Source organism: Mycobacterium sp. IEC1808 (assembly GCF_002101935.1).
In the GTDB taxonomy this organism is placed as follows: Bacteria; Actinomycetota; Actinomycetes; order Mycobacteriales; family Mycobacteriaceae; genus Mycobacterium.
This window is the reverse complement of sequence record NZ_LQPV01000004.1, coordinates 79,412-94,255: the sequence shown is the minus strand read 5'-3', so window position 1 is coordinate 94,255 and position 14,844 is coordinate 79,412. Positions and strand designations below refer to the sequence as shown.

At 66.9% G+C, this 14,844-nt stretch carries 12 protein-coding genes and 1 pseudogene; 2 read left to right on the top strand and 11 right to left on the bottom strand.

Going from position 1 to position 14,844, the window contains the following annotated elements:
* The 8 genes and pseudogenes from AWB92_RS01185 to AWB92_RS01150 all read right to left on the bottom strand — a co-directional run.
* Positions 1–1,223, bottom strand: a 1,223-nt coding sequence (locus AWB92_RS01185; RefSeq protein ID WP_085183701.1) for an HNH endonuclease signature motif containing protein, incomplete at its 3' end; no start/stop codon positions are given.
* 56 nt (positions 1,224–1,279) lie between these two features.
* Positions 1,280–2,542: a hypothetical protein gene (locus tag AWB92_RS01180; protein ID WP_085183700.1), complete on the bottom strand. Its 1,263-nt coding sequence runs from the start codon at positions 2,540–2,542 to the stop codon at positions 1,280–1,282.
* Positions 2,536–3,297 (bottom strand): SDR family NAD(P)-dependent oxidoreductase, encoded by a 762-nt coding sequence (locus AWB92_RS01175; RefSeq protein WP_085183699.1) that lies wholly within the window; start codon positions 3,295–3,297, stop codon positions 2,536–2,538. The genes AWB92_RS01180 and AWB92_RS01175 overlap by 7 nt, the downstream gene beginning before the upstream one ends.
* A pseudogene (locus tag AWB92_RS01170) lies at positions 3,294–5,686 on the bottom strand (CoA transferase). Before AWB92_RS01170 ends, AWB92_RS01175 begins: the two are co-directional and overlap by 4 nt.
* A complete protein-coding gene (locus AWB92_RS01165) occupies positions 5,650–6,618 on the bottom strand; it encodes an enoyl-CoA hydratase/isomerase family protein (protein ID WP_068110875.1) in 969 nt (322 codons plus the stop codon). The pseudogene AWB92_RS01170 and the gene AWB92_RS01165 overlap by 37 nt, the downstream one beginning before the upstream one ends.
* A 15-nt stretch (positions 6,619–6,633) precedes the next feature.
* Positions 6,634–7,470 (bottom strand): mycofactocin-coupled SDR family oxidoreductase, encoded by an 837-nt coding sequence (locus tag AWB92_RS01160; RefSeq protein ID WP_085183711.1) that lies wholly within the window; start codon positions 7,468–7,470, stop codon positions 6,634–6,636.
* Positions 7,470–8,672 (bottom strand): cytochrome P450, encoded by a 1,203-nt coding sequence (locus tag AWB92_RS01155; RefSeq protein WP_085183697.1) that lies wholly within the window; start codon positions 8,670–8,672, stop codon positions 7,470–7,472. The genes AWB92_RS01160 and AWB92_RS01155 overlap by 1 nt, the downstream gene beginning before the upstream one ends.
* Before the next feature lie 123 nt (positions 8,673–8,795).
* Positions 8,796–9,488, bottom strand: a complete 693-nt coding sequence (locus AWB92_RS01150) for a TetR family transcriptional regulator C-terminal domain-containing protein (protein ID WP_085183696.1) — start codon at positions 9,486–9,488, stop codon at positions 8,796–8,798.
* A gap of 98 nt (positions 9,489–9,586) precedes the next feature.
* Here AWB92_RS01150 and AWB92_RS01145 point away from each other — a divergent pair, with 98 nt between their 5' ends.
* Complete coding sequence (locus tag AWB92_RS01145; RefSeq protein WP_241523335.1) at positions 9,587–10,171, top strand: preprotein translocase subunit SecD; 585 nt, start codon at positions 9,587–9,589, stop codon at positions 10,169–10,171.
* 1 nt (position 10,172) lies between these two features.
* Positions 10,173–10,985, top strand: a complete 813-nt coding sequence (locus AWB92_RS01140; protein WP_085183695.1) for a TIM barrel protein — start codon at positions 10,173–10,175, stop codon at positions 10,983–10,985.
* Positions 10,986–11,069: 84 nt separating this feature from the next.
* Here AWB92_RS01140 and AWB92_RS01135 read toward each other — a convergent pair whose 3' ends face one another.
* From AWB92_RS01135 to AWB92_RS01125, 3 genes are read right to left on the bottom strand one after another with little or no spacing between them, the layout of a single operon-like run.
* Entirely contained in the window at positions 11,070–12,137 is a 1,068-nt protein-coding gene (locus AWB92_RS01135) for a putative zinc-binding metallopeptidase (protein WP_085183694.1), read from the bottom strand.
* A gap of 7 nt (positions 12,138–12,144) precedes the next feature.
* Positions 12,145–13,143, bottom strand: a complete 999-nt coding sequence (locus AWB92_RS01130; RefSeq protein WP_085183693.1) for a Gfo/Idh/MocA family oxidoreductase — start codon at positions 13,141–13,143, stop codon at positions 12,145–12,147.
* A gap of 56 nt (positions 13,144–13,199) precedes the next feature.
* The gene (locus tag AWB92_RS01125; protein WP_085183692.1) at positions 13,200–14,801 is read right to left on the bottom strand and encodes an arylsulfatase; all 1,602 of its coding nucleotides are present in this window, start codon (positions 14,799–14,801) and stop codon (positions 13,200–13,202) included.
* Positions 14,802–14,844 lie beyond the last annotated feature (43 nt).

Genomic DNA, 14,844 nt, shown 5'->3' with positions numbered 1-14,844 from the left:
TGTTCGGCGAGGCGGTTGTCGGGTCCGCAGGCCAGGGTGAGGTCGTCGATGTCGGTGCGGTGGGTGGTTGTCCAGCCGTGGATGTGGTGGACCTGGCTGTGGTAGGCCGGGGCGTCGCAGCCGGGTTTGGTGCAGCCGCGGTGTTGGGCGTAGAGCATGAGGCGTTGGGCGGGGGTGGCCAGGCGTTTGGTGTGATAGAGCGCCAGCGGTTTGGCGTGGTCGAAGATCGCCAGGTAGTGATGCGCGTGGGCGGCCCAGCGGATGACGTCGGACATCGGCACCACGCTGCCGCCGCCGGTGAGGGCTTTGCCGGTGGCGGCCTCGAGCTCTTTGAGCGTGGTGGTGACGACGATCGATACGGGTAGGCCGTTGTGGCTGCCCAGTTTTGCGGAGGCGAACAGGGCGCGCAGGCCCGCGAGGAAGGCGTCGTGGTTGCGCTGAGCTTGGGATCGGGTGTCGCGGCGTATCGCGTCCTGGTCGGGACTGTCGTCGAGGGCCGGGGTTTCGTCGTCGGGGTTGGCGGTGCCGGGGGCGGCCAGCTTGGCCAGCATCGCTTCGATCGCGGCGCGTAATTCTGGGGTGATCAGGCCGCTGAGGCGGGACATGCCGTCGAAGTCTTGGTGGCCGAGCACGATGCTGCGTTTGCGGGCCCGTTCGGCGTCGGTGAAGTCGCCGTCGGGGTGGAGCCAGTCCATGATCCGTTTGGCGTATTTGGCCAGCTCGTCGGGGCGATAGTCGCGGGCCTTGTCGGCCAGGTCGGCCTCGGCGGCTTCCCGGGTGGCGGGGTCGATTTCGGCGGGCAGGTGGGCGAAAAAGCTGCGGATCACCTTCACGTGGGTGTCGCCGATGCGCCCGTCGCGGACCGCGGCGGCCGTCGCGCTCAGCTGGGGGGCCAACGCTTCTCCGGTCAACGCCCGACGCTCCCCTAAATCCTCGGCTTCGTCGATGCGCCGGGAGGCTTCGGCCTTGGTGATGCGTAGCCGGTCGGCCAGCGCGCCGCGCAGGGTGCCGCCGAGTTCTTCTGGGCCGGCCTGAGCGGCGAGTTGATTGATCAGCGTGTGCTGCGGGGCGCGCAGCCGGCGCGCCGCGGCTTCCACCCGCTCGAGGACCCGGAGTCGTTCCGGGGTGGTCAACGCGTCAAAAGACGAATCGCACAAGCGTTTCACGTCATGATCGAGCGCGTCGAAAACCTCGACGATCTCCTCACGACTACTCGCACCCATACCCCAAATCGTAGAAACACCCACCGACAACAAACGCCCATCTGTGACCACAGAAACTAAAGTGACACAAGGGATTCCATGCCGTGCCGTTCCCAGAGGTTTAATAGGTTCGCGAGCATCTGCAGGGGTGCACGCACGTTCTCGTCGTCCTTGATGCGCGGATCCAGCCGGCTCTCCGGTGCGTCGGTGCCGAATCGCGCACGGATCAGCGCCGGCACGTCCAGCAACCAGGCGACGCCCATCGCCGCCGCGTACAGCAGCGTGTGCCGTCGCAGCCGGTCCGGATCGAGGCGCGGGCCGCCACAGCGCTCGACTTCGCCGACGAACAGACGCAGCAGTTCGTCGAAATGCTGGTTCCACATGTCGGTTTCGGCGCCGGACATCGCGCCCCAGATGGCCATGCCCATGTTCATCTGGCCCACGCATCCCCAGTCCAGCAGGCCGCAGCGCAAAACGCCGTCGCCGTCGCGCCAAAACCAGGCGTTGTCGATGTTGGCGTTCCAGTGGCACAGCGCGACGTAGTCGGGGTCGTCGGTCAGTCGGCTCGTGATCGTGTGCTCGTGACGCGCGACTCGCGGCACCTCGGCGCGGAGGCGCGCCAAGAACTCCGGCGAGCCGACATTGGCGGGCACCAGCCCGGGGTGAGTTTCGATGAATCTGGTCAGCTGGGACACGCGCCGGTCCAACTTTTCGGCGCTGAACGGGGCTCGGTCACCCACCGTCGCCGCCCGTATGTCCAGCGGAAAGCATGACGCCAGCGACTCCGGTAGGCGTCCGGATCCGTAAGTTCCCGCGAGCCGGCCCAGCGCGCTGAGCAGCGCGCGGTAGTGGCCGAGCGGGTCCGGCATGTCGTAGTCCAGGCACTTGTAATACTGCGGGTCGATGCCGTTGCGGCCGAAGGGGATTCGTTCGGTGATCAGGATTCCCGTCCCGGTCTGACGGTCGTAGTCGCCAAATTGCACCGTGGGCACGGCGATGGGAAATCCGGGTGTCCGCGATAGGGCGGCGAACCGGACCTCCGGCTCCATTTGCGTCCTTCCCCGGTCGCGCACCGGGTTTTCGAGATCGCGCGAGAACTTGACGAACAGGTCGGTGTGCAAATGCGGTTGTGGTCGGTCGTATTCGACCGACAGCTCGACTTTGCGTCCGGTGCTACCCCCGGCGACCTCGCGGAACTCCGATATCCGCGTGACGGTGTTACCGTCGGCGAGCACGCCCGAAGCCCGAAACGCCTCGGTCAGGAACCGCGCGCCGGCGTCGCGTAAAGCGTTGGGGTCGGCCGGGATCGCGAGGCCGGACTGCTCGCCGTAGCTCACCAAGTCTGTTCCGCCGCGCGCACCAGCATGTGGTTGACGGCGACCCGCCGATCGCGGGTCACCATGTAGAGCACCGCGTCGGCGATGTCTTCCGGCCGCAACTTGACCATGCCGGCCGTCTGGCGCGCGACCGCCTCCCGTGCGGGTGCGGGAAGGTGGCTGAAGATCTCGGTGTCGACGGTTCCGGGAGCCACCACGCCGACGCGCACCCGGTTTTCGAGCAGCTCTTGGCGGATGCCCTCGCTGAACGCGTTCACCCCGAATTTCGTGAGCGAGTACACCGCGGTGTTGGGTCGGGCCACCCAGCCGCCGGTGGAGCTGATGGTGACCAGATCGGCGACGCCGCGCGGTGAGTTGCCGGCCGCCTCGATCAGGTGCGGGAGCACGGCGCGGGTGACGTAGAGGACACCCTGCACATTGACCGCGACCATGTCGTCCCAATCCTGCAGGTGGGCGTCGGTCGCCGGCCCGGACCGCATCAGGCCGGCATTGTTCACCACGGTGTCGAGCCGCCCCAGCTCGGCGACTGTGCGCTGCACGGCCGCGGCTACGCCCTCGGCGTCGGTCACATCGGCGGTGACGACCAGCGCTGTGCCACCGGCTGATTCGATCTCGGCCTTCAGATCGGCGAGTCGGTCGGCACGGCGGGCCAGGAGGGCCACCGCGGCGCCTTCTGCCGCCAGCGCCTTCGCCGTTGCCGCCCCGATACCGCTGCTGGCGCCGGTAACCAGGGCGACGGTTTTCGCCAGCGTCGTCACCGTCCGCCTCCCGTCGGGGATCCCGCACCCAGGATCTCCCCCAAGACGTAGCCGGTGTCCTCGCCCAAGTCCGGTGCGCCGCGCTCGATTCGAGCCGGGCAGTGCGTCATCCGCCACGACGGCCCCACTATCGGGCGCTGGCCTTCGCGGTGATCCGTCACGAAGCGAAACAGCTCGCGGTCCCAAAGGCGTTGATCGCCGATCACGTCGATCACGGTAGCGCTCTTGCAAGCCGCCACTCCCGCGGCCCGTAGTCGTCGCGCCAGCTCCTCGGCGTCGTGATCACGGGTGAACCCGGCGAGCTCGCCGTCCAGCGGTTCGGCGTGGCGGTGCCGGGCCTCCATCGTGGCGTAACGTGCATCGCCGGCCAACGCCTCGGCGCCCAACACGTCGCACAGCCGGCGCCATTCGGCGTCGTCTGCCACGGCCACCGCGATCCAGGAATCGCTGTGGCACGGGTAGCAGCCGTGTGGGCACAGGTCGGGATGTTTGTTGCCGTTGCGCCCCAAACGTTCTGCGGTGAGGCTTTGCTCGAGCAGGCAGTCGCCGACCATCGAGGACAGCGTCTCCACCGCCGACACGTCGACGAACTGGCCCTCGCCGCTGAGTTCCCGGTGCAACAGCGCCACCACGGCGGCGTACGCAGCGGCGGCTCCGACGGTGGAATCCCCGTAGCGCATGCTCGTGCCGAGGGGCGGTCCACCCGGGTAGCCGACCAGCGACGCCAGCCCGGCCAGCGCGGCAAAGCATGGGGCGTAACCGGTTTGATGCCCTAGCGGCCCGTCGTTGCCCCACATCTTGATCGACACCGAGATGATGTCCGGCTTGATGGCCCTGAGCTGCTCGTAGCCCAAGCCTTGGCGCTCCATCGCGCCCGGCCGCAGGTTGTTGATGACGATGTCGCTGCGCGCGATCAGCTCGCGCAGCCGCGCCATGTCCTCGTCCGACTTGATATCGAGGTCCACGCTGAGGATCTCGTGGTTGATGCTGAGAAAGTATGGGGCGTGGTCGATGTCGGTGCCGCCGTAGGCCCGCATTTCCTCGGGGGCGGTTGCCGTTTCGATCTTTATCACCTCGGCACCCAACTGTGCCAGGAGCTTACCGGCGTACGGGCCGGCCCACACCTTGGTGAGCTCGACGACGCGGACGCCCTGCAGTGGGCCGCCCCGCGGGCGCTTCGGCGGCTTGAGTTGGGGCGATCTGACCGTCGGCGGCGTGCGCGGCACATCCAGGCCGCCCAGGACCGCGTCGTTGTGCTGGCCGAGAGTGGGTGCGGCGGAGGTGATTCGAGCCGGCGACGCGCCCAGCGCGTACGGAACGGTGGGATACGCCGCGTCACCCAGCGCGGGGTGGGTCATCTCCTGAAAGAACCCACGGTGGCGGTATTGCGGCGACTGGTGCAGATCGGCGGCCTCGTTGACCGGGACCAACGGCACCCCGAGGCGCTGCGCGCGATCGGCCGCCGACTCTTTGGTCAGGTCCCGCACCCACGCGGCGAAACCCCGCCGAAACGCCTCGACCTTTTCCGTCGTGACCGAGAACTCCAGCCAGTCGTCCTCGAAGGCATCCAGCCAGTCCGGATGACCCATGAGTTCCTTGAGTCCCGTCCAGTGGGCGCGGCTGGTCATGTACAGGTAGACGAAGCCGTCGGCGCAGGCGAAGAACGACGCGGGGCCGGCCTGGTCGTAGTCGTCGCGGCGCCCTTCGGCGGGAACCTCCCCGGTGATGAATCGGCCCAGGATGCAGTCCGCGCGCGAGACCAGCACTGCGTGCTGCGAGATGTCGATGGACTCTCCCCGGCCGGTGTGCAGCCGACCGAACAGCGATGACGCGACACACAGCGCCGCGTCCAGGCCCGCCTCGTAGTCCGCCAGGAACCGCCCCGGACCCTGCAGCGGCGGTTTGGCTGGATCGGCGTGGCTGGGTGTGTGATACCCCCACCCGCTGGCGTGGAACACGTTGAGGCTCTTGGCGTTATCGAACTCGGCGCCGAATGGCGTGATCGAACAGAACACGACGGACGGATGCCGTTCCGAACGGCCCGCGGCCCCAGAAATCCCGTCTTCGATGACCGCGTCGGCCGATGCGATCAGGTCATCGAGGCGCTCGGCGTCCATGACGACGGAGCGCTTGTTCGTATTGAGGTAGGCGAACAGCGCGCTGCCCTCGGGGCCGTCGGCAAGGATGGGCGCCATCGCGCGAGTGCGGCTGCCGCGTTCGGGCGCCTCGACCTTGATCACCTCGGCACCGAAGTCGGCGAGCAGCTTTCCGCAGTACTCCCCCGCGACCGTCTCGGCCAACTCGACGATCCGAAAGCCCGTCAACGCGGACATGGACGGCCCCTCGAAACGGTCAGGGCTTCTTCCGTCCCGAGCGGCTCAGGCGCCACTCCGGCGGGAAGTTCAGGTCATTGTCCTTCACCACGTTGTTGAGGCCCTTTTCGAACGTGCCCTCGGTGAGGTCGACCTCTTGTGCGTCGTTTTGGATCAGCGGCAGCATGCCCTCGACCATGCCGGTGAGCAGGCTGCCGAAGTACTCGCCCTTGTGCTGCTTGTAGAGCTCCAGGAAGGTCTTCTGCACCGCCACCGTGTCCGTGGGACGCGAGCGCGAGCACGCCATCGCGTATTTCAGCGTCTCTTCTTCGAGCTTCTCGCGGGGCACCACGCTGTTGACGAAACCGCAGTCGTACATCTCTTTCGCGCTGAACGGCCGCCCGGTGAAAAGCATTTCGGAGAATTTCCGCAGGCCCATCGTCTCCGCCCACCACCAAAGGCGGGGGCCCCAGCCCACGTACCGGAAGGCGGGGTGGCCGAACAGGGCGTCGTCCGAGGACACCACCAGATCGGCATCGCCGGCCTGATAGAAGTGCCACCCGTAGCAGTAGCCCTTCGCCTCGATGATGCTGATCTTCCGAAGTTCTTGCAGCGGGCGGTTTCCCGCGCGCGCCTTGGCGTAGAAGTCCGTGACGGTGGACAGGTAGCGGTACGACCCGCCCGGCGGGTACTTGACGTCGTCGTCGTTGATCGCGAGCTCGTGCAGCAACGGCAGGCCCGGATTCTCCAGCATCGGGCGTTGCTCGGGCAGGTCGCCGCCGCTACCGAAATCCTCGCCCTCGCCGCGGATCACCACGACCTTGACCTCGTCGTCGACGTTGCACTTGTGGATCAGGTCGGCGTAGTTCTGCCGCATGCCCAGCGTCGTGGCGTTTTGCGCGTCGGGACGGTCGAAAGTGATGTAGGCGATCCTGTTCTTTTTGTCCTTCTCGAACTTGATGTACTGCTCGGCTTCCTTCTTCAGCTTCTCGTAGTCGTACTCAGGCATCGGTCTCCACTTTCTCTACTTGAGCAAAGCTCCCGCGTCGACGGGTAGCGAAACGCCGGTGACATAACGGGATTCGTCAGAGGCGAGGAACAGGACGGCGTTGCTGATGTCGGCGGCTTCCACCCAGGGCACCGGCAGCGTGTGGGTCATCTGCGAGAACGGCGCAAAGTCTTCCGGTCCGGGATTCTCCAAGTCCGGGCGGAACAGGCGGAACGTCACGTCGTTCATGGTCATCGGCGTGTTGACCTGGCTGGGGTGCACCGAGTTCACCCGAATCATGTGCTGGCCCAGCTCCACGGCGAAGGCGCGCATCAGCCCGATCACCCCGTGCTTGGCGGCGATGTAGTGGCCGGTGTACGCCATGGCCTTGTGCGACCCGACCGAGCCGGTGAGCACGATCGAGCCACCCCGTTCGCCGGCGATGATATGTGGCACACCGGCTTTCACGGTGTGCCAGACGCCCGAAAGGTTCACGTCGATCATGTCCTGCCAGACGTTCTCCCGAATCTTGTGCAGCTTGTTGCCGAAGGTGCCGATGCCCGCGTTCGCGACGACGATATCGAGGCGGCCGAGTTGTTCCACCCCGCCGTCGACGGCCGCCTTGAGCGCGTCGTAGTCACGCACGTCGACTTGTGCGGTCACGATGCGGCGGTTGTGAGCCTTCACCAGATCGGCGGTTTCCGCGAGGTCCTCGGGGGTCGAATGCGGGTAGGCCAGGTTGTCGATGGGTCCGCAGACGTCGACCGCGATGATGTCGGCACCCTCCTGGGCCAGGCGCACCGCGTGACTGCGGCCCTGCCCCCGGGCAGCGCCGGTGATGAAGGCGACCTTCCCCTCTACCCGGCCCGTCATCACGGCACCACGGTTGGCAGGGTCTCCCAGCCCCGCACCGATGACGTAGGGCTGAGCGTGGCGTTGGCCAGATCGGGCTCCCATTCCGGGAAGCGCTTGAGGATTTCCTCGAGGGCAACCCGGCCTTCCAGCCGGGCCAGCGCCGAGCCCAGGCAGAAGTGGGCTCCGACGCTGAACGTGAGGTGCGGGCGGGTGGGGCGATGAATGTTGAATTCGCCTGCGTCGGGCCCGAATTGGCGCTCGTCGCGGCAGGCCGCCCCGAGCAGCATCATCATCACGCTGCCTTCCGGCACGGTCTGGTCATACAGGCTGACATTGCGCGTCACGTAGCGCGCCATGTGCGGAGCCGGCGGCTCGTAGCGCAGCAGCTCCTCGATGGCCTGCGGGATGAGGCCGGGGTCCTGGACGAGCTCGCGGCGCTGATCGGGGTGCTCCGCGAGTACCTTGCCCGCCCAACCGATCAGCCGGGTCGTGGTTTCGTTGCCCGCCCCGGCCACGACGTTGAGGTACACCAGGATCTCGCTGCGCGTGAGCCGCCGCGTGGTGCCGGTCTCGTCGACGAACTCCACGTTGAGCAGCTCGGTCATGATGTCGTCGGACGGATGCTCGGCACGCCAGTCGATGTAGGCCTCGAACTGCTCGCCCACCGACAGGCCGTGCTCGGCGGCGCTCATCGGCTTGCCGGGCTCGGTGCGTAGCTGGGCGTTCCCGCGATCGCGGATGTATTCCTGATCTTCCTCGGGAATCCCGAGCAGCATGCTGATGACCTTCATCGGCATGATCGCACCGAGATCGGTGACGAAGTCGAATCGCCCCGACCCCACCAGGGGATCCAGCAGCTGCGCGCAGAAGTCCCGGATCATCGGCTCCAGCGCGTTGATCTTGCGGGGGGTGAACATCCGCGACAACAGCTTGCGGTGCACGTCGTGGATCGGGGGGTCTTCGAAGATCAGCATGCCAGAAGGGATTTCGAGGTTGGCCTTGATCAACTCGAGGATCACGCCCCGGGCCGAGCTGTAGGTGCCGTTGTCGATCAGGGCCTTGTTGACATCGGCGTAGCGGCTCAGCGCATAAAAGTCGTATTCGGCGTTGTAGTAGAGCGGCGCCTCGTCCCGCAGGCGCGCGAACATGGGATACGGGTCGGCGATCAGCTCGACGTCGTACGGGTCGAAATGAACATCACTGTCCGTGCTCGCCGTCACGAAATCCCTCCTAGCGCCTGCATTTTCACCTATCCACTGAGCTGTCCGTCGGCGACGGAATCGGGCCGAACAATTTATACGTTTCGCTTAAATACGTTGCGCCTACTCTATTCTCGTAGAGAATCATATGGCGGGTGCTCTGGCAAGGCTTTGCGCCGACGACCCGCCGGTCTCCGTCAGCCGGCCCTTGTTGGGGTTCTTCAGGATGCCCGTGGCGATGGCCGCCAGGATCCCGTCGAGCTGCTCGGGACTGTCGATGATTCGGTCGCCATGGGCGAAGCGCAGCAGCAAACCGTTGATGAAGGTGAGCGTGATGTTGCTCAGGTCCTCGACCACGGCCGGCTCCAGGTCGGCGCCGCGCGGCATGAGCTGCACCAGGATTTCGCGGTGCAGCTTGGTGAACGCGTCCGTGGCCTGCTGCAGGATCGCCGCCACCGCCGGGTCGCGGGTGGCCTGCATGGTCAGCTCGTAGCGGGCCCTGGTTCGCGACAATTGCGGTTCGTTCCCGGCCTGGATCACCACCTGCGACAACCGCGACGGCGACCGGTGGTCTCGCTGTCCGTCGGGACGCTCGGCCACGTCCGCCACGGACTGCAACGTCGCCAAATCCAGCTCCGCCAGCCGCTCGGCCGCGGCGCGCAGCAGCGCCGATCGGGTCCGGAAATAGAACGAGGTCGTGCCGTCCGGGACCCGGGCCTGGCGGTCGACCTTGAGATGACTCAACCCTTTGGCGCCCTCCTGGGCCAGCAGATGGATCGCCGCGTCGCACAGGTCGCGGCGGCGTTCGGTGGGGTTGGGCTTTCGTCGTTTGTCCATTGCGGGGTATCCGAAGCGGGAGACTACTCTATATTTGTAGTGTCCGTAAAGGGCGTGTCGCGCGAACGCGACGGGTCCTCGGATGAAACTGTGGTGCGATGATCAAGCGCTCGGTGGGCGCCCGCGGCCTCACCTGCGCCCTGCTGCTCGGTGCGGTGACGTGCGGGTGCCACTCGACGCCACGGCACACCCCCGCCACGACGCCGACCACCGCCGCGGCCCCGACGAGCACCCAACCGCCGCCCCCCGCGGTGAGCATCCAGCCGTTGCCGGTTCGGCCGGTGCAGAAGTCGCAGCCGACGACGCCCAACAAGTGCCCCGCCACGAATGCGGGCAGCCCGGTGGCGCCGACCAGCGTGCTGGTCACCTGTGACCTCGCCCGGACCACGCTCTACACGTTGGGTCCCGAGACGATGCGGCTGGCGCTGACGCACGTGGACCCGCCGGCGTCCCTGACGTCCGGCTTCTTTGAGGTGAGCCTGACGATGGATCCGGCGTCCGCGGCGGCCTGGGCGACGTTCACCGCCACCCACCTGCAAGACCACGTGGCCTTCATCCGCGACGATCTGGTTCTGGAGGCGCCGATCATCGAAGAACAGGTGACCTCCGGAAAGATCGCGCTGACCACCCAAAACGCCCAGGCCGCAGACCAGTTGGCCCAATTGGCCGGCCGCCCCGCCTAGCATGGACCGCCTCGGTGTCGGATTCCTCGGCGGCTTCGGCCTTCCCCCAGTGGAATTCGTCGATCTCACCGCGGACCTCGGGTGCAGGTACATGTCGGCGGTTGTGCGGGGGCTTCCGCTGGTAGCGCTCGGCTATCCGCCGTTCTCCCTCAAGGACGCGCCGCTGCGGCGAGACGTGCGGGCCGCGATGGACAACCGTGGCGTCACGATCTCGCTTGGCGACGGGTTTCTGGTATTGCCCGGCGCCGAGATGCGGGACTTCGCGGGCGATCTCGACGCGCTGGCCGACCTCGGCGTGCCGCGGATCAACGTGGTGAGCCTTGACCCCGACCTCGGCCGCACGTTCGACCAGTTCGCGATCCTGACAGAACTGGCCGCCGAGCGCGGCATCCAGACGGTCGTCGAACCGGTGCCGGGGCTCACGATTGGCGACCTGCCCACCGCGCTGGCCGCCCGGGAACACGTGGCGCGGGCCGACTTTCGGTTGCTGATCGACACCATGCATCTGGTGCGATCCGGCTCGACCGCCGCGGACATCGCGGCCATGGACCCCAACCACATCGGGTATGCCCAAGTCAACGACACGACGCTGGCGCCGCGGGGCGACAACTACATGGAGGAAGCCATGTTCGAACGCATGGTTCCCGGCGAGGGTGAATTGCCGCTCCACGACATCCTTTCCGCGCTGCCCGCCGATATCGTGATCGAAATCGAAGTCCCGAGAAGGGCTTTGGCGCTGGCCGGCGTCAGCCCGATCGATCGCCTCCGCCCTTGCGTCGAGGCGGCGCGGCGCTTGTTGTCCGAGATCTCCTGAGTTATCAGGCCGCCGTGGGGGCGACGGGCCCCGAGGCGCGCTTCTCGACGTCCCGGCCTTCCCGCCCCGTCCGGCTCTCCTTGCCTACCCCTGCCGCGCGGTCCCTCGAATCACCTTGTGCACGAATGCCAGCTTGCGGACCACCGGAGGCGGGATGTGGAATGGGTAGAGCGGGTTCTTGCCCATGGCGGTGTTCACCTGATTGAAGAACAGCGCCAACCACTTCCAGTCTTCGAGCAGATGCTCGATCGGCGCAGCGTCATACGAGGCGAGCGGAACAATATCGCGCGGCACCGAGAAGCGGACCCTGTCGGCGTGGAGGACCATCCCGGCCTCGCGAGAGGTGGCCATGGTGTCGGCGATGTGCAGGTAGTGCGCGAAGCATTCGGCGAAGTCCTCCCACGGGTGCATCGTCGCGTATTCGGAGATGTAGGAGTCGCCCCAGTCCCGCGGGGGGCCGAATTTGTAGTGTCGTGCCATCTCGTGTTGGTAATCCGCGCGCTCGTCGCCGAAGATCTCGCGGCATTCGTCGAGATAGCGAGCGGCGCCGGGATCCTGTTCCACCAGGACGTTTTGGTAGTAGTGGCCGATCTCGTGGCGGAAGTGACCGAGCATGGTGCGATAGGGCTCGCCGAGATTGACCCGCAGCGCCTCACGGTAGGCGTCGAGCGACTCCACCAGGTCGATGGTGATCACCCCGTCGGCGTGTCCGATCACCACCCGCTCGCCGCCGCTATAACTGGACAGCAGGTCGAACGCCAGCCCGCCGTCCTTCCGCCAGTAGGGATCGATCGGCAACCCGATGTCGATGAGCTGATATACCAAGCGACGCAGCGCACGCGCGGTGGACACGAGCTTTTCCAGCGCGATGGTGTCGTCCGCTTCGGGCTCTCGGCGGATCAGCGAATCGGCTAGGCATCGCCCCTGCTCGCCGCCGATTTCTTGGCGCTCCGGGGTTAACCAGTTGCAGCCGAGGGTGGCCGACCTCGTGCACCGAATCCAGACTTCGCCGTCGACGACGGCCGCACCGGAGGAGGTCACGACCATCGCGCGGCTTGGCACATGCAATCCAAGCTCGGCCGAGCAATTCGGGCAGCGCATCGATTCGAAGGGCGCGTAGCCGCGACACCGCGGGCAGGCGAACGCATGCACCGGAGGATCAACTCGGGTTGCGTAGGGGAAGCCCCGCGGCCCGGTAGATCTCGTCGATGACGGTCATGTTTTCGATCGCGTCCTCGGGGGTCGTCTTGACCGGTTCCCCGCGCAGCACCGCCCCGGCGAAGGCGTCGAGCTGATAGGCGTAGGTGGTGCGGCGCGAAAAGCGCTCGACGCGTCGACCGTCGTGCGATCGGATCGTGAGCCGGTGGAAAGCGCTGGGCAACACGGGGTTCAAGACCCGCACCTCACCGTGTTCGCCCACTACGTGGGCGCTGATCTGCAGCAGCCGCGACGACCACATCGAGCAACGGACCCGGCCGGTGTGCCCGCCGGCGAACTTCACCTCGGCCGTCATGGCCCGGTCGACCTGCGGATCGCGCAATTTCGCCCGCGCGGAGACGACTTCCGGCGTCGAACCACCGAAGGTGCGGACCATGTGGACCGAGTAGCACCCGGCGTCCATCAGCGCCCCGCCGGCAAGCGAATAGTTGTACCGGATGTCGGAGAACCTGGGCAGGGGGAAGCACATGGCGGCCTCCACCCTTCGCAGCTTGCCCAGCTCGCCGGAGGCGATGATCTCCTCGACGCGGCGGGTCAGCGGGTGGTAGCGATAGTGGAAGGCCTCCATCACCACCCGATCGGAATTCGCGGCGATCGCGGCGATCTCGCGCGCCTCGGCGGCGTTGGCGGTGAAAGGCTTTTCGCACAGGACGTGCTTCCCGGCGTCCAGCGCGGCCCGCGTCCACCGGCCGTGCAGGCCGTTCGGCAGGGGGTTGTAGACCGCGTCGACGGTCGGGTCGGCGATCAGCGCGTCGTAGCTGTCGTGCACCCGCGGGATGCCGTGCTTGGCGGCAAAGTCCCGCCCACGCGCCGGGTCGCGGGCCGCCACGGCGGCCACCTCGACCTGGCTGTGTTGCTTTGCGGGGTTGACGACCGCCAGGGGCGCGATGCGGGCCGCGCCCAAGATGCCGATACGGATGGGGTTGCCGTCAGCTGACACGGAGCCGACGCTAGCACTCGGGCGCAACCCGCCACGGCTATCGAAGAAATCCGCTTCTAGAGGTCGACGTCGAACACCGAGATGGGGTCGAGGATCACGCCGGTCTCCTCGACATAGCGATCCCAGAGCGCCAGCAGCTCGGCCAGCTTGTCGGGCCGCTCGGCGGCCAGATCCTCGATCTCGCCCGGGTCGCCGGACAGGTCGTACAGCTGCCAGGCGCCCGGACCGTACGGTGCGGGCAGATAAACCGCCTTCCAGTCGCCCTGACGGATCGCCCTGCGCCCGAACAACTCCCAACCGGTGCCGGTGTCCACGCCGTGGACCGCTTCGCTTTCGCACGACAGGTATGGCACCAGGGAATGGCCCCGCATGGGTGCGACGTCGCGGCCCCGGTATGCGGTGCCCGGGTGCGCGACACCGGCGAGCTCGAGCACCGTCGGCGCGATGTCCATGACCGTCGTGAAGGCCGTGCCGATTTCGGCCTGCCGGGCAAAGCCGGGCCAGGTCACGAAGCCCACCACCCGGATCCCGCCCTCGGTGGTGAACGCCTTGTGCAGTCGCGACGGCGCGGTGGCCGCCTGCGCCCAGCGCGGGCCGTACCAGATGAACGAGGTGGGCCCGCCCAGGTTGTCGAGACTATTGTCACAGTACTTTTCGATCTGCGCGACGATCTGGGCGCCGCGCAACGGCATCGCCTCGACCATCGCACCCTCCGCGCCGTTGTCGGACAGGAAGATCACGACGGTGTTGTCCAGTTCACCGGTGTCGGACAAATAGTCGATGACCCGGCCGATGTTCTGATCCATCCGGTCCACCATGGCGGCGTAGACCTCCATGCTGCGGGCCGAACGCGCGCGCTCGTCGTCGCTCATGTCGGCCCATTCGGGGGCGCCGTCGGCCACGACCGGGTGCGCCTCGACGTCGGGCGGGCACAGTCCGAGCTTCTTCAACGCCGCCAGTCGGGCCTCGCGCAATTCGTCGGGCCCGGCGTCGTAGCGGCCGTGATAGGTCGCGATGGTCTCGCCCGGCGCCTGCAGCGGCCAATGTGGGGCCTGAAATGGCAGGTAGGCAAAGAACGGACGGTCATCCTCGTCGGAGCGCTCGCGGAAGTAGCGCAGCAGGGTGTCGACGTAGAAGTCGGAGGAGTAGAAGTCGTCACCAACGGTGACGAACTGGTCATCTTCGGTGTAAAGCGTTGCCACGGGCGAAAACCCGCCGCCCACCGCGGGGCCGTAGTGGCTGGCGCCGGCGGGCAGCAAGGCGAACGAGCGCTCGAACCCGCGGGCCCACGGCGACGTTTCGATGGTGTCGCCCAGGTGCCACTTGCCCGACATCAGCGTCAGATACCCGGCGTCGTGCAGCAGCTCTGGCAGGGCCACGACCCGGTCGTTGAGGTAGCCCTCGTAGCCGGGAGCGCCGCGGAACTCGGGGATCGCCACCTCGAGCATCGTGCCGATGCCCGCGATGTGGTGGTCGGTGCCGGTCAACAGCATCGCCCGGGTGGGCGAGCACGCCGGGGCCGAGTGGAAGTCGGTAAACCGGACGCCGGCATAGGCCAGCCGGTCCAGGTTCGGCGTATTGATCTCGCCGCCGAACGCACCGATGTCGGAATATCCGAGGTCGTCCGCCACGATGACTAGAAAGTTGGGCCGCTTCACGGTGAAGCATCCTGTCAGGTCAGGCGCCGGGATGGAATGGCAA

Bases quoted from the DNA above. Each gene is read 5' to 3' on its own strand.
- AWB92_RS01165 (WP_068110875.1), bottom strand. From the start codon at position 6,618: ATGCCTGAGTACGACTACGAGAAGCTGAAGAAGGAAGCCGAGCAGTAC.
- AWB92_RS01160 (WP_085183711.1), bottom strand. From the start codon at position 7,470: ATGACGGGCCGGGTAGAGGGGAAGGTCGCCTTCATCACCGGCGCTGCC.
- AWB92_RS01150 (WP_085183696.1), bottom strand. From the start codon at position 9,488: ATGGACAAACGACGAAAGCCCAACCCCACCGAACGCCGCCGCGACCTG.
- AWB92_RS01145 (WP_241523335.1), top strand. From the start codon at position 9,587: ATGATCAAGCGCTCGGTGGGCGCCCGCGGCCTCACCTGCGCCCTGCTG.
- AWB92_RS01140 (WP_085183695.1), top strand. From the start codon at position 10,173: ATGGACCGCCTCGGTGTCGGATTCCTCGGCGGCTTCGGCCTTCCCCCA.